Annotated in this window: 18 protein-coding genes and 14 tRNA genes; 4 read left to right on the forward strand and 28 right to left on the reverse strand. The window is 41.5% G+C overall.

The window, feature by feature from the left end:
• Nucleotides 1–7: 7 nt before the first annotated feature.
• From AC59IL_RS35870 to AC59IL_RS35975, 22 genes are all read right to left on the reverse strand, one after another.
• Nucleotides 8–1156, reverse strand: coding sequence for an AAA family ATPase (locus AC59IL_RS35870; protein ID WP_496557078.1), 1149 nt, complete (start codon nucleotides 1154–1156; stop codon nucleotides 8–10).
• Nucleotides 1157–1252: 96 nt separating this feature from the next.
• Nucleotides 1253–1807: a hypothetical protein gene (locus AC59IL_RS35875; RefSeq protein ID WP_496557079.1), complete on the reverse strand. Its 555-nt coding sequence runs from the start codon at nucleotides 1805–1807 to the stop codon at nucleotides 1253–1255.
• A 448-nt stretch (nucleotides 1808–2255) separates the two neighbouring features.
• A tRNA-Pro gene (locus AC59IL_RS35880) sits at nucleotides 2256–2325 on the reverse strand.
• A 458-nt stretch (nucleotides 2326–2783) separates the two neighbouring features.
• Nucleotides 2784–4304, reverse strand: a complete 1521-nt coding sequence (locus AC59IL_RS35885; protein ID WP_496557080.1) for a TROVE domain-containing protein — start codon at nucleotides 4302–4304, stop codon at nucleotides 2784–2786.
• A gap of 30 nt (nucleotides 4305–4334) precedes the next feature.
• Entirely contained in the window at nucleotides 4335–5594 is a 1260-nt protein-coding gene (locus AC59IL_RS35890) for a PcfJ domain-containing protein (protein ID WP_496557081.1), read from the reverse strand.
• A 159-nt stretch (nucleotides 5595–5753) separates the two neighbouring features.
• The gene (locus AC59IL_RS35895) at nucleotides 5754–6236 is read right to left on the reverse strand and encodes a ribonuclease H-like YkuK family protein (protein WP_496557082.1); all 483 of its coding nucleotides are present in this window, start codon (nucleotides 6234–6236) and stop codon (nucleotides 5754–5756) included.
• Between the two features lie 26 nt (nucleotides 6237–6262).
• On the reverse strand, nucleotides 6263–7336 hold the full coding sequence (locus AC59IL_RS35900; protein ID WP_496557083.1) for an AAA family ATPase: 1074 nt from the start codon (nucleotides 7334–7336) through the stop codon (nucleotides 6263–6265).
• A 176-nt stretch (nucleotides 7337–7512) separates the two neighbouring features.
• Nucleotides 7513–7587: transfer RNA gene (locus AC59IL_RS35905), tRNA-Phe, on the reverse strand.
• A gap of 138 nt (nucleotides 7588–7725) precedes the next feature.
• Nucleotides 7726–7797, reverse strand: a tRNA-Asn gene (locus AC59IL_RS35910).
• Nucleotides 7798–7823: 26 nt separating this feature from the next.
• Nucleotides 7824–7896, reverse strand: a tRNA-Glu gene (locus AC59IL_RS35915).
• Between the two features lie 135 nt (nucleotides 7897–8031).
• Nucleotides 8032–8103: transfer RNA gene (locus AC59IL_RS35920), tRNA-OTHER, on the reverse strand.
• Nucleotides 8104–8119: 16 nt separating this feature from the next.
• A tRNA-Met gene (locus AC59IL_RS35925) sits at nucleotides 8120–8190 on the reverse strand.
• A gap of 5 nt (nucleotides 8191–8195) precedes the next feature.
• A tRNA-Ile gene (locus AC59IL_RS35930) sits at nucleotides 8196–8268 on the reverse strand.
• Between the two features lie 4 nt (nucleotides 8269–8272).
• Nucleotides 8273–8345: transfer RNA gene (locus tag AC59IL_RS35935), tRNA-Ile, on the reverse strand.
• A gap of 6 nt (nucleotides 8346–8351) precedes the next feature.
• Nucleotides 8352–8423 (reverse strand) — tRNA-Val (locus AC59IL_RS35940).
• Between the two features lie 9 nt (nucleotides 8424–8432).
• Nucleotides 8433–8504 (reverse strand) — tRNA-Arg (locus AC59IL_RS35945).
• Between the two features lie 19 nt (nucleotides 8505–8523).
• Nucleotides 8524–8596, reverse strand: a tRNA-His gene (locus tag AC59IL_RS35950).
• Nucleotides 8597–8601: 5 nt separating this feature from the next.
• A tRNA-Gln gene (locus AC59IL_RS35955) sits at nucleotides 8602–8674 on the reverse strand.
• Between the two features lie 8 nt (nucleotides 8675–8682).
• Nucleotides 8683–8754, reverse strand: a tRNA-Asp gene (locus tag AC59IL_RS35960).
• A gap of 4 nt (nucleotides 8755–8758) precedes the next feature.
• Nucleotides 8759–8830, reverse strand: a tRNA-Gly gene (locus AC59IL_RS35965).
• A 207-nt stretch (nucleotides 8831–9037) separates the two neighbouring features.
• On the reverse strand, nucleotides 9038–10018 hold the full coding sequence (locus AC59IL_RS35970; RefSeq protein WP_496557084.1) for an RNA ligase (ATP): 981 nt from the start codon (nucleotides 10016–10018) through the stop codon (nucleotides 9038–9040).
• A gap of 84 nt (nucleotides 10019–10102) precedes the next feature.
• A complete protein-coding gene (locus AC59IL_RS35975) occupies nucleotides 10103–10240 on the reverse strand; it encodes a hypothetical protein (protein ID WP_496557085.1) in 138 nt (45 codons plus the stop codon).
• A gap of 1002 nt (nucleotides 10241–11242) precedes the next feature.
• On the opposite strand from AC59IL_RS35975, the gene AC59IL_RS35980 reads away from it, so the two are divergent.
• Entirely contained in the window at nucleotides 11243–14053 is a 2811-nt protein-coding gene (locus tag AC59IL_RS35980) for a TonB-dependent receptor (protein WP_496557086.1), read from the forward strand.
• Between the two features lie 167 nt (nucleotides 14054–14220).
• On the opposite strand, the gene AC59IL_RS35985 is transcribed toward AC59IL_RS35980, so the two are convergent.
• The 3 genes from AC59IL_RS35985 to AC59IL_RS35995 form a co-directional block, all read right to left on the reverse strand.
• Nucleotides 14221–14892, reverse strand: a complete 672-nt coding sequence (locus tag AC59IL_RS35985) for a response regulator (RefSeq protein WP_496557087.1) — start codon at nucleotides 14890–14892, stop codon at nucleotides 14221–14223.
• 26 nt (nucleotides 14893–14918) lie between these two features.
• Nucleotides 14919–15665, reverse strand: a complete 747-nt coding sequence (locus AC59IL_RS35990) for a sensor histidine kinase (protein WP_496557088.1) — start codon at nucleotides 15663–15665, stop codon at nucleotides 14919–14921.
• Nucleotides 15666–16336: 671 nt separating this feature from the next.
• Nucleotides 16337–16849 carry a hypothetical protein gene (locus tag AC59IL_RS35995; protein WP_496557089.1) on the reverse strand — a complete coding sequence of 171 codons (513 nt, stop codon included), beginning with the start codon at nucleotides 16847–16849 and terminating at the stop codon, nucleotides 16337–16339.
• 326 nt (nucleotides 16850–17175) lie between these two features.
• On the opposite strand from AC59IL_RS35995, the gene AC59IL_RS36000 reads away from it, so the two are divergent.
• Nucleotides 17176–17463 (forward strand): tudor domain-containing protein, encoded by a 288-nt coding sequence (locus AC59IL_RS36000; protein WP_496557090.1) that lies wholly within the window; start codon nucleotides 17176–17178, stop codon nucleotides 17461–17463.
• Here AC59IL_RS36000 and AC59IL_RS36005 read toward each other — a convergent pair.
• The 3 genes from AC59IL_RS36005 to AC59IL_RS36015 form a co-directional block, all read right to left on the reverse strand.
• Nucleotides 17452–18561, reverse strand: coding sequence for a PA0069 family radical SAM protein (locus AC59IL_RS36005; protein WP_496557091.1), 1110 nt, complete (start codon nucleotides 18559–18561; stop codon nucleotides 17452–17454). The two genes, AC59IL_RS36000 and AC59IL_RS36005, sit on opposite strands and share 12 nt — an antisense overlap.
• Before the next feature lie 253 nt (nucleotides 18562–18814).
• Nucleotides 18815–19426 (reverse strand): 2'-5' RNA ligase family protein, encoded by a 612-nt coding sequence (locus tag AC59IL_RS36010; protein ID WP_496557092.1) that lies wholly within the window; start codon nucleotides 19424–19426, stop codon nucleotides 18815–18817.
• A 29-nt stretch (nucleotides 19427–19455) separates the two neighbouring features.
• Complete coding sequence (locus AC59IL_RS36015) at nucleotides 19456–20070, reverse strand: 2'-5' RNA ligase family protein (protein ID WP_496557093.1); 615 nt, start codon at nucleotides 20068–20070, stop codon at nucleotides 19456–19458.
• Nucleotides 20071–20141: 71 nt separating this feature from the next.
• On the opposite strand from AC59IL_RS36015, the gene AC59IL_RS36020 reads away from it, so the two are divergent.
• Both AC59IL_RS36020 and AC59IL_RS36025 read left to right on the forward strand, forming a co-directional pair.
• On the forward strand, nucleotides 20142–20576 hold the full coding sequence (locus tag AC59IL_RS36020) for a LexA family protein (protein ID WP_496557094.1): 435 nt from the start codon (nucleotides 20142–20144) through the stop codon (nucleotides 20574–20576).
• Between the two features lie 276 nt (nucleotides 20577–20852).
• The gene (locus AC59IL_RS36025; RefSeq protein WP_496557095.1) at nucleotides 20853–22136 is read left to right on the forward strand and encodes a Y-family DNA polymerase; all 1284 of its coding nucleotides are present in this window, start codon (nucleotides 20853–20855) and stop codon (nucleotides 22134–22136) included.
• The last annotated feature ends 18 nt before the right edge of the window (nucleotides 22137–22154 follow it).

Genomic DNA, 22154 nt, shown 5'->3' on the forward strand with positions numbered 1-22154 from the left:
AGCCTGTTTAATTTTCAGCAATCTCTTTTCTAAAACCTATTGAAGTCATTTTCTTTACTTCAAAATCCTTATCATCGGGGTTGGCAACTTCGGCCAGGGTCATTGGTTTTACAATTACCTGCTTTAAGCCGAGGTGGTCCGATAGCAGCTGTGCCTTTGAAACCGATAATTTACCAAATTCATACCGGGCAATTAAACGGCCTTTACGCATAAGGGCAGAATCTATCAGGTTCAGCGCACTATTAAAAGTACAAATGATCTGCACATTTAAACAGTCGCTCAATAATCCATCGCTGATATTCAGCAAATTTGAAACGGATGAGTTATTGTTATATTTTCTGTCCATTATAATATTTTCAGCATCTTCGATTACCAGCACCGCATTTGGATTATCGATCAGTAAATCAATAAATTCAGGGTTCATTAAATTACCAGCCACAGAGGGCGATACAAACAAAACCCTTTTGTTTAAACCTCCGATCAGGTGCCGCAGATAGGTTGTTTTACCTGTTCCGGGCAAACCGTGTAGCAATACGATACCTTTATCGTTCGATTGGTTTAAACGGTTGCGAATGATTGTATCAACATCTTTAAAGTCATCATTATAATATAAACCAATATCAAGATTTGTTGGTTTAATGGCCAGCTGTTTTAATTCAAGTCCTGTGCTGCTTAATGTAATGATATTGATTTCATAGTCAGCCTGCTTTTCGGGCAGTTTAAATTCGTTCAGATTCTTTAACAGCCTATCTGCAAAAGCATATTTGCTGTTAGAATATAAAATACCTGCATGCTGACCGTACAATTCAACAATAACTTTATCGTTCAATATGAATAATGTTTTGTTGAACTGTTGCCTTCCTGCTTCCCTGTTAAAAAACGAGGATTGATAAATATCCACGATCCTTTCATTGAAGTTATTGTTAATAAAGGCAAATGCTTTTGATACATCAATACCATCAACAAATGTTACGCAGGGTATATTTCTGAACCGATACAAATAAAATGCCTTGCTATCAATATAATGATGCTCAAAAATACCGGCGGTTCGTTTATTATTCATTACACGCACCGTTCTTTGCAGCCCAACCATTATTTTCGGAGCTAATTTTAATAAAAAAAGCCCGCCCAAAACCAGTAGTATAAATATACCCATACTAAATTCATTTTAATTTTTCAGAAAGGTGCGCTACACATTACTCTTCGACCAGCCTACAGCTCGCAGGCTTCGCTCAGAGGTGCAGCACACCTTTTATATGCCAAGGTTGAACTCAATTTCCACCCTTTCCATTTGGGTGATATGTCTTTTTGCATGCTGCACCAGAAAATTTATATTTTGGTATACATCCTCCGGTTTTTTTAACATGCCTTCTTCAAGCTGCAACTGGATTAAGAGGTTGGTACATTGCTTTAATTGCTTCTGCAGCTTTAACTGAATATCAGCAACCGGCTTTTTACTTTCCATTTGCCTGCGCCAGGCCTCAACCAATGCTCCGGATGAAGAGGCGAATCGAAACATTTTTTGCGGTCCAATTACATTCACTCTTGGCATATCCATCTCACAATTCACCCAATGAGAAGTTTGGCCAGCTTTTTTAGATTTTTGCACGCCTTTTATAGTTCCTTTACAAATCGAGGTCAGCAAATTATCATTCGTTAAAGAAATATGTTCAAGGATTTTTCTTATGCTGCATGCGTTTTTTGGCGAATAATGCATAAGATCACTACCAATATCAAACCATTTGAATATTTCATCAAAGGTTACTATGAGTTCTGTTTCAATAGTGTTGATTACATCCGTCATCATAAAAATCATTTTAAAGCATACTAAAATAATAAACAGGGTAACAGATTGAAAAGGGCACAAGCTGCTCTACCACTGAGCTATCCCTATAGCAAGGGAACAGGATTCGAACCTGCGACCTGCCGATCCTTAATCGAAGTATCCCTTCTCTACGACACCTGTTTAAGCGATTTAATGAACAAAAGGGTAACAAAGCAAAAAGAGTCTTATTCATTTGTTCTGACCGCTGAACTACCCGGGGTTCTATGACTCCCGGAGCCGGATTCGAACCGGCGACCCAATGATTAACACGAAGTATCTCTTTTTTACGACACCTGTTGTACAAGTTTTTTAATAAGCAGCGGTTACAATCAGATAGTGCCGTTGATTTTCAAGGTCGAAGTATCACTATCCTACGACACGCTGCATATTTTTAACAAAATTGAATGAGCAACAAACAAACAGAGATAGTTAGTTAAACGGGGATCGAACCCGCCTTCTTTCCGTTCCTAACGGAATGTTCTACCACATGAACTATAACTCCGAAGTATCCCTGCTTTACGGCATCATTCAATATTTTTGAAAGGGTAATAAGCAATAAGAGCTTTCGCCCCCGATACGAGTGGAGGCGGTTAGATTCGAACTAACGGTTACCACGAAGTATCTCTTATTTACGACACCTTTCAATAATTTAAGGAGTAATAGGCGAGTTGAGAAACGGGGCGCTGTCAGGCTGAGGATTTGCACCTCGTCTGGTTTTCACCGGATTTCTACCCCATTCATTGGAGACGAAGTATCTCATCTCTACGACATCCCTAAATATTGTTAATAATTTTCAATAACCGGTTCAAGTGAGCCTACTGCCATGTGACAGATGATCCATTTTAACCGATAGTTCAAAGATCTTTTTTGAAAAAGTAGCCCCGACAGACTTTTCATGTCGGGAAACTACTTTTCGTTTCAAGGCTATAACTTACAACAAGAGCTATGTGGGAACGGATTACAGACTTATTTCTTCAATCATCTTTATTGCGTTACCTCCGTTTTCAATGGCCTGCAGCACATTGAAAATTTTATCGCTCCATCCGGCAATTAAAAACACATCATCGCGCATTACATTCAATGGCGTATTTCCGTATCCTGCCAGATCGAACAGATATAGTTTTGCATCCGGCGCCAGCTGTTTGTATCGCTTCCAAAGAACGGCTATATTTTCACCGGTACCGTTACTATTCCACAGCTGACAGTCGGTAAACAGCATTACTTTATCTACTTTACTTTTTCGCTCAAGCAGGTCCTTTATTACCAGGTATCCATTGGTGCTGTAACCCACTTCTCCTTCACGACGGTAGAACTCGTTTACATTAGCCAGAATATTTTTATTCGACACATTGATCACTTTCCACTTATCCCCAAACATTCCGGTAATTACATGTTCACAACGATTCTGCAACAGCATAGCCAGCATCAGACCAATGTCGAAATTCAGCACCTTGCTTTTAGCACTTACAGGCTTTTGCATGCTGCCACTAACATCGGCTGCAATAACCACTTTTGTATTTTCGTTATACCCGGCTATGTTCGAAGCGGTATGCAATACGGCTTCTTCCAGCGCATTCAGCACTTTGCTTACACGTCCATTATTCAACTCCTTCAATTCACGGTAAGCACTCAAAAAACGGAATGGCAATTGTTTGCTATTTGCTACTGCATTTGCGTTGGCAATGTAGCTGCATACTTTATTCAGGGCTTCGCCGCTTACTTCGGATTCCAGTATATTACGCAGGTTACGCAGCGTAGCCATGTAACCCATTTTGTTACTGAAAATCAGTTCTTCCCATTTAGCACGGATAGCCGATTGTTTCTGTTCAACCCTTTCAAATTTTTGCTGTCCCAATACACTCAACTCAGTTTCCCAGGTATATGGGGTTTGCAATTCATCGTTCACTATTTTATCGAACAACAGTTGCTGGTTTTGGTCTTTTGCTTTTGGGTGAACAAGGAACAACGCATCTTTCAACTTCACCTTTGCATCGCGATTGTATTTGGCAAACTGGTATTCATCAAATTTGTTGAATGCATCTGCCAAACCCTTTTGCAATTGCTTGCTTAGCTTATTCAGCTGTTTCTGTTCCTTACGTTCATTGGCCATGGCATAGTAAGCCAGCAGCTCGGTAATTTCATCAGCACGCTGTACTACCCGGTTAACCAGTTTATTTATTATGCTGTCGCCATTATGCGTTTTAGAAAGTTCAACAGACAGCACCAGCGGAATACTACGCAGGTACATTTGTTCACGCGTATATATAGCCAGTTTTGCCACAAAGGCGGCATCGTTTTTTGCGATCAGCTCACGGATTCGTTGCAAACAGTCTCCAGCCTTTTCATAAAACTGATCGCTGAGTGCAGCAGTAGCCACAGTTGTATACAGCTCTATCTGAGGAGTTAATACGAAAGCCTTTTCACCTTCGTAATTAACTGTTTCACGGGCTTTGCTTTTCAGTCTTAAATTAAATTTCATTTTATACCTCCTTTATCCGGGTCAACACCTTTACAAATAAGTACTAACCGTTAATTCCTGGTTTCTGGCCCATAACTCCATATATTTTCTTACTTCATCCGATATGGCCTTATTCATCTTCCCTTTTGCCTGAACAATTCTTCTTAAAGAAATATTCACTTCAATAGTGGCCATTACTTCCTGTAAAAAGCCTGATGAATACTTCCTGAAAGAAAAAATGGCTGATTTTCCTTTGGCACACGAATGTGCATAGGAGCCTACGCAATGCTTCATCACTTTACCTTCGGCGATTAATTCTTTTGATGAAATCAGTTCTTCCAATGCGATCTGTTCTTTCTCTTTTTTAATTTTCATGCCCGAAATACCGCACGACTTCCAGTATTGCAACGTCACAGCGTGAGGAGATTGCTTATGCCATTCATCGCTTTGCTTTAATAATGATTGCAGGGTTCTTCCTTTAAGCGAATAAGCAACATTCAATCTTTTTGCCTCGCGCACATAATCTATCAACTCACCAATTTTGGCATGATTGAACATACCGCCTGCAATCAGTATTTGTAAAAATCTTTCCCAGAAGTTTTCTTCTTCAAAAGACTTGTTCCCCAGCCATGAGTAAGCAATGCGTTCTGCTATTTTCTCATCCCCGCCCAGGCCCCGCACCTGTGCCCATCGCAAAGCTTCGGGTATCGTCATCTTAGCGGGAGCCTGCAAAAAATAGTGTCCCATCTTTTGCGTGAAAGGAATAGGAACCTTTTTCAGTTCTTTTACTTTTTTACCTGTTCCAAGATGTATAAACCATTCAATAAAAAGCAGTTTATTGGTTTCATAAAATGCTTTATACAAAAAATCAGGCACCTTGTATATACAGAATAAATAAGCGGTTAATTCTTTCAGTTGAACAATTGGCTGCTTTGATTTAGGTTTCCATTCAGAAAGATCGTTTCTCCAATATGCTTTAAATTGAACCACATTATGAACCGCCTGAATAAAAGCATCATCAGTAACCAAATCAGAATACTTATCTAAATAAATAAGCGTTTCTTTCATCAACTTTTTTTCAGCAGGGTTCTTTTTAGTCGGCAACTTATTAAAGCACTCACTGATTTTCAGGATCCTTACATCTGTATGAAAGAACCGGCTTAAATTTTCACCGGCATACAACTCATCAATTATTTCATCAAACTTTTTGAATCGTCTTTTCGAAAAGCGCAGGGCATCTTCAATCAGCTGATCCCTTTGCTGCTCCAAAAGCAGTTGCTCTTCTCTTTGACTTTTATGTTTTTTTGCCATAACAGTAAAATTTATCATCAGTTAATTCGCTGACATAACATTTCCTGAGATATACAAACAGTTTCCTGCCTGTACTTTTACTGCGACTTAATACTTTTTTCATGATGAATATTTTTTAATGGATGCTGTGATATTAAAACACAGCATCCCTGTTTGTAATTATTGAACAATTTTATTAGCACAACTTGAGCTGGCAAAGGCATGTGGTTTGGCTTTGAACACAAAACCCATTCCCATGATATAGCCCATGGCTTCTTTCAACGCATCATTACTTTTAAAGTTGGGGTTGGTATTGATATCGGCATGTACTTCCATATCTACATTGTAAATAGTAAACAATCGACACAGTACATATGCTATCTCAATACTTTTTGAAACTTCGGTAAGCATACGTTGTTTAATGCTCATCTTTTGCAGGGTAGTTTCATTATGTATATACATGAAACCTCCTTTACCTTTACGAATGAACACAATTACCGTTGCGAATTCAGTTTCTTTACCCTTAACCTGGCTGTCGGTACCGATACATACTTTCAATTCATGACCCATTTCCTTTTCACGAACCAGTACGGCCCTTACTTCGTCTTCGATAGGTCTTTTGATTCGCGTACCATCCAGCCGTCTCCAATGCTGTTGTTCCATGGCATACCTTCCTTCTCATTTATTGTTTAATTTTGAATCAGGTTTCTTCTAAAGCCAATCACTTCTACCTTATTTACCATTTGCTCTTTTTCATGCGGGTTGGCAATTTCTGCTATTGTCATTGGTTCACTAATAGTATTGCTGTACCCAAAATGATCGCTTAACCGCTGTGCTTTTGTTACACCTAATTTTCCAAACTCATACTTTGCTATTAATCTGCCTTTGCGCATCAGCGCACTATCTATCATAGTGAGCGAACTGTTAAATGTGCAAATGAGTTGTACATTCAGAAAATCGGCCATCAATCCATCCGAAATATTCAACAGGTTCGATACAGATGATCCTGCATTGTATTTACGATCCATGATAATATTCTCAGCATCTTCAATAATCACCACGGTATCCGGATTATCTACCAGCAACTCAATAAATTCAGGGTTCATCAGATTGCCGGCTACTGAAGGCGATAAAATCAATACCTTCTTTTTGATCTTTCCTATCAGGTATCGCAGGTAAGTTGTTTTACCCGTTCCCGGTAATCCATGCAACAAAACAATTCCTTTATCATTCGTTTTATTAAGCCTATTCCGAATAATTTCATCCGTTTCTTTAAAATCATCTTCATAAAAAAGGTCGATATCCAGTTTTGTACGTTTAATTTCCATTGCTTTCAAACTTAACCGGTTTCTACCCTGTACAATGAGATTAATTTCAAGCGGCTGTCTTCGCTGCTTTTGTTTAAACGGTGTTGCCATATTGGTAACTGCCTGTACAAACTCTGACTGCGTACCATTGTGCAAAATTTCACAGTAACCGGTATCCAGTTCAACAATGCAATTGTTTTTTAAAACGATCACTGTTTTATCAAACTGGTATTTTTTTCGCTTTGATTGATACCACCGGTACTGATGTATATGCGCAATCAACTCACTAAATTGTTCCTTAAATGCCTCAAAAGTTTTTTCGCCATCTATATGCTTAACAAAACAAACACCGGGCAATACATTAAAACAATACAGGTATAAGATCTTCGTGTTCAGAAAGTAGTCATCAAATACATCATTTGCACTGATCACTTTCTGACTATATAAATTCTCCATTATAATTTTTAAAATAGTTTACAGATACATAGTTTCTTTATCAACAAAGACTATATCATCAACTATTTAAAGACACGAGTACGCATATACTATTTTTTTGCACGGACACTTCGACTCGAACGAAGACTGAAAGTTTTGGAGACTTTTATGCTGCCATTACATCATGCCCGTAATTGTGGTGCCCCGAAGAATCGAACTTCGATAATCCCGGCTTCAACGGGATGCAATAGAACCATCTCTGCCAAAGCACCCAGGAAATCAGAAATGAGAAATTAGAAATGTTAAATGAAAAAATTGAAACCACAGCTCAATGGTAACTACCAGAGGAATGTCTGAACCTTCTGTTTTTTCATTTTTTAATTTCACATTCTTCATTTTTAATTTCTCTGCGGATGAAGAAAGATTCGAACTTTCAACCCCTCCCTTAACAGGGGAGCGCTCTACCGTTGAGCTATTCATCCTTTTTTACTTTTTCATTTTCTCCTGATAGTCTGTATGGGGATCGAACCCATTCGCCTGGTTCGAAAGACCAGTACCCTAACCAATTAGGCGAACAGACCGATTGCGGATGAATCACGCCAAGGCGGGAGAACTTTCAATCCCTCCCTTAATCCCGCAGTTGCGGGACGCTTTGCCGTTGAGCTATTCATCCATTGTTTTTTACTTTTTCAGTTCTAATTCTACATTTCTCTTCGTTGGCCCGACGAGATTCGAACTCATACTCCTCCCGCTATAGCGGGATACTTTGCCAGTTAAGCTACGAGCCGTTTTGTTGCGCTTTTGTTGCGACCCCGGAATCGAACCGGGATGCTCACCTTATGAGAGTGGCGTGTTAGCCGTTACACCAGGTCGCAATTAGTGATGACTGACAGACTCGAACTGTCAACCGGTACCGTATCAGAGTACTGCTCTACCAATTGAGCTAAGTCATCATTGTTGGCCTAACGGGATTCGAACCCATAACCTTGTGCGTATAAGGCACCTGCTCTTACCATTGAGCTACAGGCCATTGTTGTTGGTCTGAAGGGACTCGAACCCCTAACCGATTGCATGTAAGGCAACCACTCTTCCATTGAGCTACAGACCATTTTGTATGTTGGCTTGAAGAGATTCGAACTCTTACCTCCCACGTTCGTAGCGTGGCACTCTTCCGTTAAGCTACAAGCCAGTTAGTCTCCATTTTCTTCGGTTGTCTCCGGGGCTCGAACCCTGTTCTCCTCATTCACAGTGAGACGCTTTACCAGTTAAGCTAAAGACAACATCTGTTGTTGAGGCTGGATTTGAACCAACACCATCAGTGTCAAAGACTGATATGCTTAACCATTACACCACTCAACAATTAAACGCGGTTCGTATGAAAATCGAACTCATAGTCCCGGATCGACAATCCGGCGTGTTAGCCGTTACACCAACGAACCTTTGAGCAGTACCAGAGATTCGAACTCTGTCATCCTGATTGGAAGTCAGGCACGCCGCCATCAACGCTTGTACTGCATTTTGTATAGGAGGTCCCGCCTTGCGGCGGGACACCCTCCCCGATCCAAACGGGGTATCCAACCAATTGGAATGCTCCTATATTTAGTAGCGAAGAACCAACTACTCCGCTACTGTTATGGAAGGTTTAATGGTAATCTGCTTTACAATTTTTTAGATGCGGCCCGGCAAGCCGGGACCGCTTATCTTACTTACTATGGATCCGCACTATTCACCATATTTCAATAAGAACTCATTACTGATAGCTTTGAAAGAAACCATTTCTTTACTTTCCTTCAGCCTGATAACAATACCTTCGGCCATTACACTTAGATTAACCAGCGAAAAGGTTTCTGACATACTTAAAATGTTACTGATATTGCTTTCCAACCGGTAATTGCCGGTTATTACAGGCACAGTTGTTATATCCAGCTCTTCCATCATTCTGGTCCATTCATGAAACATAGCGTATCTATATTCATCAATTAAAAACACACTAAAAACAAACACGTGTTGTCCTTTCAGCTTCAGCTTGTTTCCCTGAATACCTTCACCAACCAGTTCACCCTGTATGGCGATATTGCGACCAAGGCTTCTGAGCTTTTGCTCAATATTGAATTGACGCGCAGTTTTCCAGTACAAATTGCTTTCATTTTCTTCGAGCTCCATATTACGGCTGCATACACCAAACACACCATCCTTTACAAAATAGGTTACAGAGGTACCATCCAGCTTTTCAGTGATGTAACACAATGCACCTTTATGTTCATTCAACAAATCCTGTAATACCTGAACCCTGGTTTCATCTGTTTTAGGAATAAAAGAAGGAAACGGTCCTTTCATAATTCCAAGCATATTCAACGGAACAGGCGGTTCGTACTTTATAATGCTTAAAACATCAGTAACATCTGCACCTTCCTCAACCTGTATGTTGTTCGGAAGAATATGCAGCGGAAAGCAAATCCCCTGTGATACCTGTCCGCGCATTTTGAGTGTACGTATTCTGAAATTCTTATTTCGAAGAAATTCAAACTCAGGTTTCTCAGGCAGTATGCTGTCTATTTCAACGTACACGCACAGATCGCCAGGTTTAAACTCATCTTTCTTTATTACCAGCTGCCATCCCAATACGGTTGCTTTCATAATGGAATCGGCATTTGCTATGTGTTCAATACTTTTTATTCTTTGTATACTTGCCAGTTTTCTCATAGTGGTAATTTTTTTTGGAAAAGCAGTCCCGATACACCGGGAACTGCTTATTTTCCTCCTTTTAGACCCCAATAACTTTTTTATTTATCGTATCCTGAATGCTGCAGGATGTTTTGTTATATGCTGATCGGCATCTTCTTTATTCAGCCTGTTTGCTTTTGTTTTATCCATAAAAGCAACAATGAAACGGATCACATAAACTGCCATTAATAATTTCATCACATACCTTCCTTTATCGCACCCCCATCCCTAAAGAGGTGTTGTTATTAATTGGGCTTAATTCTGTGGGAACCAGTCCGCCTTCGCTTCCCGGCTCAGCCGGGACGGCGGATAATAAAAAAGCCCGGTCGTTTTTCGACCGGGCCTGTTATTCAGATATCTGTTTGCACAGTATTTGTTTAAACACAACACGGTCGTATGGGTATATTATCTTCCTGCATGCCGCCACTATTATCTACCACTGCCTTCGTATTCGCACACCAAATCCGTTCGGCTGATACCTTCGTATCGCACGGCATGGTAAATCGTATATGTCGCAATTGTCTTATCATCAATTTTTATCTGCTTATTTAGATGTTGTTATTGTAAAGATTTCATAAGTTGATTTAATATTTTTTAGAACCCTCTCCAAACACTAACGCCAATACACATATGAACATTAAATACCCGTTCAGGAGCTAACTCCTGGTATTCTATCCGCCGCTAAAGCTTCAGTGACACGCGGACGGCGGATAAAACAAAAAACCCCGCAATCTCTTGCGGGGCCTGTGTTATATCGAATTCGTTTATTCAACTTATTCCTTCGCGTAACACGCCCCGCAAGCTGTAAAGTCACTAATCGGCGTCCAGCCGTTCAGTACTTCTATGTGTGATTGTTTGCGTAACATGTTTTTTGTGTTTGTTGATTTGTATTGCAAAGGTGTCAATAATTTTTCAATTACACCAAATATTTTGTAAAGTTTTTTTAAAAAAAATTAAAAATCTTTTTTTGAGGGCCATAAACTTCGTTTGTGCCTGCCATATGTACTTCAAAAGAAAGCTCCTGCAAGAATCACATAACAATGTTCCAAACACACGTAGATATTCCCTTTCCTGGTTACCAGTTATTTGGAACAAATCACCACTTACTACTTACTATCCGCTTCCTGCATAATTATCGTGTTCACCAATTAAATGAATACTATTTTACAAACTAATGCTTTAAATTTATAGTAAATACTGCTTATGTCCTCAATAACTAAAACAAGCTGGCTAATGCTGCTTCTTATTAGCCCGCTCATGCTACTTGCTCAAAAACAAACCATCACCGGAAAAATATCCGATTCAAAAAACAACATGCCTTTATTAGGGGTATCGGTAAAAATCAAAGGTTCAGGTACCGGAACCACTACCAATCAGGAAGGCAACTTCACGCTGCAGGCGAAAGCCGGTGATGTGCTCGAAATTAGTATGGTGGGTTATAATAGTACAACCATTACTGTTGATAATCAATCGCAAATAACCCTTCGCCTCGAACCGTCGAGTACCGAATTATCACAAATTGTGCTGGTAGGTACACGCCGCGCCGGACGCATCAAAACCGAAACACCTGTTCCGGTCGATGTGGTAAATGTGGGTCAGGTAGCTTTACCAACAGGGCGTACCGATATTACTTCACTTATCAATTACTCGGCCCCCTCCTTTAATTACAATAAACAAAGCGGCAGCGACGGGGCCGACCATATTGATCTGGCTACCTTGCGTGGTTTGGGCCCCGATCAAACACTGGTGTTGATCAATGGCAAGCGCCGGCATCAAACAGCCTTTGTAGCTGTATTCGGTACAAGAGGCCGTGGTAATTCGGGCACCGACCTGAGCGCCATACCCGTTAGTGCCATTGACCGCGTTGAAATATTACGCGATGGCGCTTCGGCCCAATATGGTTCCGATGCAATCGCCGGTGTAATAAACCTGGTACTGAAAAAAAATGTAAAGCAACTTACCGGCAATATCGGTTATTCAGGTTACTACGATAAAAAATACAATCCGCATTTTAAAAGCAGCTATGGACAATATGTATATGATGGCGCTATTGATGGCAAAGCCCTTTCGATTAACGCCAACTATGGTTTGCCGGTAGGCAAAAGAGGCGGCTTTATAAATTTAACCGGCAGCTATATTAACCAGGGCAAAACATTCAGGCAGGCGTTAGATACCAATAAAAAAAATTACGATTTCATGTACACGAACATATACAGGCGTGCACATGGCGACGGATCGGTTGAAAACTTCAGCGGATTTTTGAATGCCGAAATACCCTTCTCAACTAATAATGCCAGCTTTTATGCATTTGGCGGTTATAATTACAAGGCTTCTGACGCCTATGCATTTACCAGAAATTTTTCAGCACGGCCCGACAGGTTCCCAACCGATAACAGCGGCAACCTGATCGATGTACCGGGTATTATTCAAACAACCTCTGATGGAGAAAAATATTTTAATCCCCATATTCAAACATTAATTACCGATGTTTCCCTGGCAACCGGTGTAAAAGGCGAAATGCGCAGCGGCTGGCTATGGGATGTAAGCAATGCCATTGGTACCAATAACTTTCATTTTTTTGGCGATAAAACATTCAATGCTTCGAAAGGCGCCACACAAACACATTTCGATGATGGCGGTTTTAATTTCCTGCAGAACACGGTGAATGCAAATTTCAGTAAGCAAATACCAGGTATTGCCAACGACTTTAACCTGGCATTTGGCGCCGAATACCGGTATGAACGATATAAACTGTTTGCAGGTGAAGAAGCCTCATATAAAAACTATGATGCTACCGGCGATAAAGCAACCGGCTCTCAGGGCTTTCCGGGTTATCAACCTAACGATGAAGTAAATGCGAACCGTTCGACCATTGGCGCTTATGTCGATGCTGAAATAGACTTCAACCGGCAATTTTTACTGGACCTGGCAGTGCGTGCTGAAAATTATAGCGATTTTGGGTTTACACACAATTACAAACTGGCAACCCGGTATAAGCTAACACACGATTTTAATATACGCGGCTCCGTTAGTACAGGTTTCAGAGCGCCTTCGTTACAACAAATTAATTTCAGCTCAACCTTCACTACTGTGCAGGGTGGCACTATTGCCGAAGTGAAGATAGCCCCCAACTACAGCCCCATCACCAAAGCAGCCGGCATACCCGAGCTGAAGCAGGAAAAATCGGTAAATGCCAGTTTAGGTTTTGCCTGGCATCCGGCGGGTAATCTGAACATAACGGTCGACGGATATTGGGTTAAAATAAAAGACAGGGTAGTTTTATCGGGTCAGTTCAGTGTAGATGATCCCACACTCGACCCGCAATTGATCTCTGCCATGCAGCAGTTGCATGTTAGCCTGGCGCAGTTCTTTGCCAATGCTGTGAATACCACCAACCGCGGAATAGATGTGGTGGTTGAATACAATGCCAAAGCAGGAGCCGGTAATTTAAAAGCATTGCTTACCGGCAATGTACAGTCGATGGATATTGATAAAATAAATGTACCGGCCAAACTTAACAATACTAAAGACCTGCAGACTACTTTTCTGTCGGAAAGAGAACAGAAATTCATTCTTGCTTCGGCCCCCAAATCAAAATTCGGATTGAACCTTGAATACAGCATCAAAAAATTCACTGCAGGCACCCGCTTCACGTATTTTGGCAAAATGATTATACTGGGTTATGGCGATGGCACCAGCTCAGATTTTACGCCGTCTTTTGACCGGGGTGATCTATATGCCTATGTGCCTGCCGATTCGGATGGCCGGCCGGTAAAGGACCAATATAATTACTATGGCAAGGTGATAAGCGATCTGTATTTTTCTTACAAAATATCAAAAGCATTTACCGCTTTTATAGGGGCTGATAATATCTTCAATGTACATCCCGACCTGGGTATTAACCGCGAAGCGAGGTCATGGGCATTTAACAATGAAACCGGTGGTCCCTGGGATGCTGTTCAAATGGGTGGTAACGGCATCAGGTTATTTGCGAAAGTTGGATTTAGTTTTTAGACGGGCGCCTTCGGCACCACGATAATATAACTTTGCCACAGATGAACACAGATAAGTTCCTGTTCAAACTCCAAAACTAATAGACGAGATATATTTAAGCTTAGTCGTGCTGAATTACACAGATAAATAAACATTCAATGGCCCGGTGTTTTAAAACCCGGGCCATTTTATATATTCCCCGTGTTGTACAGGTTATTTTTGATGGCGTAGATGATTATGCCGGCAGTATTTTTTACTTCCATTTTTTCCATGATCTTCAGGCGCAGGCCTTCTACAGTGCGTACACTTAAAAAGATCTTTTCGGCAATTTGTTTACTGGTAAACCCGTTGCATATGTCGGCAATGATATCAATTTCCCGTTCATTAAAATCGGGTTTTTGTTTTTGCTTATACGGGTTGAATTTGCTTTTGGCCACCATCTGGGCCAGTCTGTTACTGGTATGCCTGCAATAATAAGGCTGTTGCTGATAAACCGATTTAATGGCTTCCACAATTTCATGTTTATCGGCATTCTTCAACAGGTAACCCCGGGCGCCTGCTTCGAGCATTTCGATAATCAGGTCTTCTTCATCGAACATGGTAAGGGCGATTATACCTATATGGGGATAGTTTTCGCTTAGGTGGCGGGTAGCGGCGGCGCCGTCCATCAATGGCATCTTTACATCGCTGATCACAATATCAGGTTCGTGAGCTTTTACCTGTTCTATCAACTCTTTGCCGTTAGCAGCTTCTGCTACCAGCAAAATATCCTGTTGTTTTTGCAACATTGCCCGCAACCCATCGCGGAAGATTTCGTGGTCGTCTGCAATAGCAACTTTAATATTGCCCAAAATTTTCATAACACCTGGTTCTGGTCAAGTACTGGTCAAATAGGAATTTCAATCGTATACGTGGTGCCCTTACCTGGCTCAGACTGACAGGTAAGCTCACCCCCCATCACCTCGGCTCTGCTTTGCAAGTTACGAAGTCCAAGGCCTGGATTATCTTTTACTTTAGCAAAATAATCAAATCCTTTACCATTATCGGCCGTCATTAACAAAAGACGTCCTCCTTCGACCACAATTTTGATGATCAGCAGGGATGCCTCGGCGTGTTTTATGGTGTTATGTAGAATTTCCTGAATGATCCGGTAGATGTTTACTTCTTTATGCTGGTTCAGGTGAAGTTCGTATTCACATATGAATCTTATTTCTAATCCGTATGCCCCGCGGTTGTTATCGATAAACTCGCTGATGGCTTTGGATAGCCCTTTCCGTACCAGCGTATTGGGCATGAGGTTATTTGAAATTTCGCGAAGTTTTCGAATGATGCTGTCGAGGTAAGCGCTCGACTTGCTGATCACCTCCTCATCAGATGGGTCGGTGGTGTTCAAACTATTGATATGCAGTTTAACGGCCGATAGCAGGGGGCCCAGTTCATCGTGCAGGTCTGAGGCTATGCGGCGGCGTTCTTTTTCGAGGGTATCAATTTCGGCCTGTATCTTCTCCTTATGCAGTCGTAAACTGCGTCGTTGATAGCGTATAATGGTGATAATGAAATAAATCAGCGTTATTCCAACAACACCAACAACTATCAAAACAACGTTGTATATTTCTTTTTCGCTGGTATCCATAATACTGCAACTGCATACAGGAGGTTAACCAAAACATTTGAAAATAGAGTAATCTCATGTAATTTATGCCAAAATGCCAAACTCATATTGTGCTTGATAAGAATTATAAATCTGCTGGCATTTAACACAGTAAAAAATGAATAAAAGATAATGACCCCCAAACATATCCAGAATTGCGCATTCCGATATATGCTGCTACGCGCATGAACAATTACTTTATTAAAGGTATTAACACTGAAAAAAATAAGCGCAAATGAATAGATGATGGCAAAGTATATGTTCAGGCCCCTGCTAAATTGGCTATAAATCACGTTGGTTAATAACCAGATAACAAAAAATATACTCACAACGGTTATAAAAACCGATCTTTTCCGGTTAAATAAACCCCAGTTATGGAACAACCAGGTAAACAGGAAAAAATCCAGAAAACCATATACATTCAACACTGCCACTAAAGGATGGCTATAGCCGTTGCTCATTAAAATCTGATGCGTTATTTCGATGAGCAACGCAAGGCAAATGTTATATATAAAGGGATAGTAAGATGGATCCATTTTTCTAAATCTTACTATCCCGATTATAACAGCGAAAATTATGCTGAGACTAAAAATAAACTGCTGAAAAGGAGTTAGCATTCGTAAAACCTCACCTGATATTAATTAAATAAGATATCATTCCTGGGCTCCGCTGACACATGGGGGCGGACATTGGCCATACTCTAACCCACCTTGTTCTCCATTGGCTTCTGTTGCAAGGCCTGATCCTTTCTGAATGTACACGTCGTGGCCGTCTTTGTCTACACCTACTATCATAACCCGTAACTGCTTCTTTTGGCCGGGTTTAATACCATAATATATTTTAAGACCAACAACATTATCGAGCTTAAGCACATCTACAAGGGCCGCTTTATTGAACACTTCGGCCTGGGGCAAATACACATTGGGGAACGACCTTGAAAAGCTGTCGCGAACGTTGTTAAAGTCCTCTTTAAACCGTTTGATGGTATTCAAAGGAATAAAGTGATCGATACGCCCGAGATCAGAAGTGTCTTTTGGTACGTGGATACATACCTGATCTTTTCCGGGTTTTGGTTCTCCTTTACAGGAACCGATCAACAAAGCTCCCAAAAGGATGATTAGTGCATGAGGGTTAGTCAGTAACGACTTTTTTAAGTTGGCTGCCATATAAACTAATTTTGGTTAAAACGGGCGCTAAAGATATAGGGTAATGTCTGCTGGCAAATCAGTAGAACTACTTAATTTCCATACAACTACTACTTTCAAATTTTGGTACTTCAACGCTTGTTAAAAGATATTGTAAAAAGGAACTTTGAAGCAACAACCCCAAAAAAAATGAAAAATGACAAATGAAGAATTAGAAATAAAAAAGTACCCCCCGATTTCGCCTTTCTCATTTTTAATTTTTCATTCCTGATTTCTCATTTCCCTTTATAACCGTGGAAGAGATTCGGCCCAACTGAACATTTATAACTTTTTAATTCCTTAATCTCATGAGACAGCAAAACTCTGCCATTGAAAGCACATTGACCGGTGTTTCATCCATTGAAGAAAACACTGAAGCCTTTCAAATGATCCTGGCCGATTCAGTAGAAGTGATGGAATATTATTACCGGGGAAAAATACAGGAACTGGAACAATCGCTGTCGCGGTTAACCATACTTGAAGATGCCCGGGAAGTGACTTGCCTTTGTAAAGATATTATGCGCGCCAAAGAAATGCTATATAAAATAATCAGGAAAAAAGGGGCCCGGTGCTCCATTCAAATTTCAGTCAAATAGCCTTCCCTGTGCACCAGGCCGCCTGAAATTGGTTGTATCCAAATCCATCTCCTCTGCGTTCAGTCCATACAGTTTACCGTATTTGCGATATTGCTGGGCAACCATCTCGGCAATATCGCCTTCGCCACGCATTCGTACGCCCCAGCGTGAGTCGTTAACCTGGCCATTATGGCTCTGTTCAATGAAATGCCAGACTTTGTCGGCCCTGTCGGGAAAGTTCTTATACAACCAATCGTGAAACAATAATTTAACTGACCCATTTAGTCTGATAAAGGTATAAGCGCTGAAGGAAGCGCCATGTTCCCTGGCCGCTTTCATAATTCGTTGCATTTCATGTTCATTTAAACCGGGGATCATGGGGCCCATCATTACGCCCATGCGTATGCCTTCGTCGCTTAATTCCTTTATCAGTCTTAACCGTTGCATAGATGTGGTAGTGCGGGGTTCCATCACCCGGCGCAGGTCTTCGTTCAGTGAAGTAACAGATACCAGAACTGAAACCAGTTTCTTTTTGGCCATTTCTTTCAATATATCCTTATCACGCACCATGCCACCATTTTTGGTAATCAACCCTACCGGCTGATTAAATTCATTGCACACTTCGAGCAACCGGCGCGTTAACCGGTATTTTTGTTCGGCGGGCTGATAACAATCTGTATTTCCGCTTATGCTTATAGGTACCGGCTCCCATTTCGGATGCATTAAAAATTTACGCAACAGCTGGGGAGCATTTACTTTCACGATGATCTTTCGTTCAAAATCCAAACCGGCGCTATAGCCCCAGTATTCATGTGTGTTGCGGGCATAACAATATATGCAGCCATGTTCACAACCTGCGTATGGGTTCATGCTGTACCACATACCCACATCGGGACTATCTACCTTATTTACCAGACTTTTGGCTTCCTGCTCAATATATTGGGTGGCTTCCTGCTTTTCGGTCCAGTCATCAATTCCTTCAACATGTTCCTGCACACGCTGATCTTTTAAAAAACGGTTTTTTGTATTGATCTGGGCGCCCCGGCCTTTTTGGTAATTATCCCCTTCTTCGGTTTTTTTGGGTGAAACGCGATAGTGGTCCTGTTTAAATTCTTTCATAATAAAAGCTGGTTTGAAAAGGTCACAATTTCATATCTCACCCTGTAGAATATCGAATATCGAATGTTCAATGTCGAATGTCGAAATCAAATTACTAATGTTGAATGCTTAGTAATAATTATTCGACATTCATCATTCAAAATTCATTATTCAATATTTTCAGAGTCCCGTTCGACGCTCCTGCTCCGCAAATGCGGAACAGGAGTAGCTTACTTTAGTAGAAAAAGGCTGAAACGGTACAACTATAAGCAGGCTATAAAAACAACTCCCCTTGTTTTGTCGTAACGGGCAAATTCATAAAATCGAACCGTTGTGCTATCTGCCACGATCTATCGCCCAACCGTCGCTTCAGCAACAACATTTTATCGGCAATAAAGCGGCCGGTAAAATGGCGGTGCGAATATTCGAGCCAGCCCTTTTCATATTGCCAGGGTACCAGCTTGCGGCCAATGGCAATAAATGGTTCATCGATAAAATGTGGCTTATGTTCATTATCCGGTTTCATTAACCGTTGTGCTTCCCGTATTTCGCGTACGAGATGCTGAACAGGCACTTTGGTAATAACATTGATAAATATGGTGTGCGACGGAAAACTTCCGTAATCTTTTAATTCAACTTTAAATGGCCTGAATCCCATGCCAACAACCTTCAACCTGTTTACGATTCTTTCTTCCATCATTTCGAGCTGTGTAAACCGAACCAGCGCAATATGCGGCTTACTCCCTGCTGCCATATTGTTGTGGTACGTTTCACTAAACTCACTCTTGATCTTCATGATCTTATTACGCAACTCTTCATGCGGATTCAACACCAACTGGTATTCGTTGATACGGCAACCGGGTATAGATTGAATATTGAGCTTCATAATTTTCTTTTTTAAGATGAATGAATGATTCAGGCCACTTCGCTATAAGATTTATGATTAGCAGGTAAAAAACGGAATACGGTTATTGGTTTACAGGCGGCAAAAGGATGGTCGCGCCCCAATAGCACCACTTCATTTGCCAGGAACGAATCATGAAAGCTTTTACGTGAATACGCCGGCATCGCTTTTTCGTACACCTGTTCAGGTAGTTCACCGGCAAAAATTAAATGGGGTGTACGTTCCCCGGCAAAACCACTCATGGCCAATACATGACTATCCAGCGTTTTTAACTGAAGGGCAAGCTGTTGTACCGGCTGGGGATTTTGAATGCGCAGGTAAATGGCATGTTGCGGAAACCCGCCAAAATTATTGAGTGTAATATCAAAGCAATTGTGCTGGCTGCAGATCCGCTGAATCCACCGGATTAATGTTTCTTCCATTCCTTCACCGGCATAAAAACCAGCCACCAATACATATGGAAAGGATTTAGCCACACTTTCAACACCATAATTCATAGCAAAGTGCTGCTTTTCATCCATGATCTTGTCGTATACAACCGTATCAGGATGTATTACCAGCCTGTACTCCCGTTGCCCGCCACCCTTCCAGGCAAATGGTGTGTTTTTTACTAACCCGGTATTCATAAAACTTTTTTTATTGGATCATAAATTTAGTATAAATTTACTAAATATTTTAGTACAGCAAAATATTTTATATGGAGGGGGATCTTTTTCACGGAACATCGTACCGGGGATCAAAACAGTTCTCGCAACAGGATGTTAAAACTGCCGATGCTACAGGTTTCGGAGCTGCAGCCGATGATTACATGGAACGTGGCATCGATCTGAACGAACAACTGGTTCGCAATAAACCGGCTACTTTCTTTTTGCGAGTGCGAGGCGATGCCATGGCCGGCGCCGGCATTTTCGATGGCGATACTATAATTGTAGATCGAAGTATAAAAGCGGTGAGCGGTAAGGTAGTAATAGCCAGTTTAAATGGCGAAATGCTTATCAGGCGTTTTGAAAAAACATTCAATAAAATGCGGTTAATACCCGAAACACCTAAGCTGGCGCCTATTGAAATTGATGCGTCATGCGATTCGTTCAGCATCTGGGGCGTGGTAACTTATAGTATACATCCTGTGTAGTTATTTTTTGCATCACCTGTTGTACTACTATGAAGCTTCGTTGTGTCACTCACTTCAACGCCTTTTTCACTAATCAACAAAAACAACAACATAATTAACCATTCCATTAAGCCATCCTATGTTCAAATGAGTAGCTCCGGTTTGCGGAGCTACTCCAAACCCGAAGTAGCCTGTAGATTTAGGAACTTTAAAATTTAGCAGAGTCCGAATGAATTTCTAAATAAAACAGGTTTCGAAAATCATAAGGTTCACTAACGCAACCAAATAATTGATCAAATGAAAGCTATCGTTGATTGTAATAGTTTCTATTGTTCGTGCGAACGGTTGTTCAGGCCCGATCTGCTGCATCAGCCGGTAGTGGTATTAAGCAACAACGATGGCTGTATTGTTTCGCGCAGCGATGAAGCCAGAACTGCAGGCGTGGGCATGGCGGTTCCTTACTTCGAAGCCAAAGCATTGATTCAGCAACATAATATTTCGGTGTTTTCGTCGAACTATAACCTGTATGGCGATTTAAGCTGGCGGGTAATGGAAACATTAAGGCATTTTGCAGGTGATGCCGGCAAGGTAGAAGTATATTCGGTTGACGAAGCCTTTGTTGATTTAAGCGATGTGCCCGAAGAGCAGTTGTATGATACTGCCATGAACATCCGAAAAATAGTTGAACAATGGACCGGCATTTCGGTATCGATAGGAGTAGCGCCAACCAAAACACTGGCCAAGCTGGCCAATTACCTCGCTAAAAAAAATAAACAGGCCACCCAATGCGTAAAAGTGCTGGCCACGCGCGAAGAACAGGTGGCTGCTTTACGGCAAACCCGTGTAACCAACATCTGGGGTGTTGGATATGCCTATGCGCAAAAACTCATTAACCAGGGAATTACCAGCGCCTGGGAGCTAAGCACCATGCCCGAAGAATGGGCACACACGCATATGGGCGGCGTTACCGGCGCGCGGCTGATCAGGGAGCTGAAAGGCATACCGTCGCGCGAAATGGAAAAACCGCTGGTAAATAAAAAAATGATAGCCACTACCCGCATGTTCGGTCACCCGGTAACCGACATCAACGATATTAAAGAGGCCATTGCTACCTATACTTCGCGGGCAGCTGAAAAACTACGCCGGCAACATAGTGCCGCCAAAGTGATCAGTGTTTTTATTGTACCTAAAGAACAGAACTATGAAGTAAGTTTCCGCCGGGGCGCCAGCGTAAGCTCGCATGTTACGCTGCCCGCCGCTACCAGCAGCACCAATGAACTGATTAAGCCGGCTGTGCAACTGGTAGAAGCCCTGTACGAAAACGGAAAATCATACAAAAAAGCCGGTGTTATGCTGGCCGGACTTGAGCCTGATGAATCGATTCAGGGCAACTTATTTTCACAGGGCACCCAAAAATATCAGCGGCTGTTAATGGATATGATGGATAACATCAACTTCAGCATGCGCGACGATGTATTGAAATTTGCCACCTCGGGCCTTACCCGAAACTGGAAGATGCGGCAGGAACTGCGCAGCAAGCGGTATACTACAAGATGGGAGGAATTGTTTGAAGTAAAGTGAAGGTGACAGGCAGTGGGC

The organism is Niastella sp. sgz303648 (assembly GCF_059587045.1).

Bases quoted from the DNA above. Each gene is read 5' to 3' on its own strand.
- AC59IL_RS35870 (WP_496557078.1), bottom strand. From the start codon at position 1,156: ATGGGTATATTTATACTACTGGTTTTGGGCGGGCTTTTTTTATTAAAA.
- AC59IL_RS35875 (WP_496557079.1), bottom strand. From the start codon at position 1,807: ATGATGACGGATGTAATCAACACTATTGAAACAGAACTCATAGTAACC.
- AC59IL_RS35885 (WP_496557080.1), bottom strand. From the start codon at position 4,304: ATGAAATTTAATTTAAGACTGAAAAGCAAAGCCCGTGAAACAGTTAAT.
- AC59IL_RS35890 (WP_496557081.1), bottom strand. From the start codon at position 5,594: ATGGCAAAAAAACATAAAAGTCAAAGAGAAGAGCAACTGCTTTTGGAG.
- AC59IL_RS35895 (WP_496557082.1), bottom strand. From the start codon at position 6,236: ATGGAACAACAGCATTGGAGACGGCTGGATGGTACGCGAATCAAAAGA.
- AC59IL_RS35900 (WP_496557083.1), bottom strand. From the start codon at position 7,336: ATGGAGAATTTATATAGTCAGAAAGTGATCAGTGCAAATGATGTATTT.
- AC59IL_RS35970 (WP_496557084.1), bottom strand. From the start codon at position 10,018: ATGAGAAAACTGGCAAGTATACAAAGAATAAAAAGTATTGAACACATA.
- AC59IL_RS35980 (WP_496557086.1), top strand. From the start codon at position 11,243: ATGTCCTCAATAACTAAAACAAGCTGGCTAATGCTGCTTCTTATTAGC.
- AC59IL_RS35985 (WP_496557087.1), bottom strand. From the start codon at position 14,892: ATGAAAATTTTGGGCAATATTAAAGTTGCTATTGCAGACGACCACGAA.
- AC59IL_RS35990 (WP_496557088.1), bottom strand. From the start codon at position 15,665: ATGGATACCAGCGAAAAAGAAATATACAACGTTGTTTTGATAGTTGTT.
- AC59IL_RS35995 (WP_496557089.1), bottom strand. From the start codon at position 16,849: ATGGCAGCCAACTTAAAAAAGTCGTTACTGACTAACCCTCATGCACTA.
- AC59IL_RS36000 (WP_496557090.1), top strand. From the start codon at position 17,176: ATGAGACAGCAAAACTCTGCCATTGAAAGCACATTGACCGGTGTTTCA.
- AC59IL_RS36005 (WP_496557091.1), bottom strand. From the start codon at position 18,561: ATGAAAGAATTTAAACAGGACCACTATCGCGTTTCACCCAAAAAAACC.
- AC59IL_RS36010 (WP_496557092.1), bottom strand. From the start codon at position 19,426: ATGAAGCTCAATATTCAATCTATACCCGGTTGCCGTATCAACGAATAC.
- AC59IL_RS36015 (WP_496557093.1), bottom strand. From the start codon at position 20,070: ATGAATACCGGGTTAGTAAAAAACACACCATTTGCCTGGAAGGGTGGC.
- AC59IL_RS36020 (WP_496557094.1), top strand. From the start codon at position 20,142: ATGGAGGGGGATCTTTTTCACGGAACATCGTACCGGGGATCAAAACAG.
- AC59IL_RS36025 (WP_496557095.1), top strand. From the start codon at position 20,853: ATGAAAGCTATCGTTGATTGTAATAGTTTCTATTGTTCGTGCGAACGG.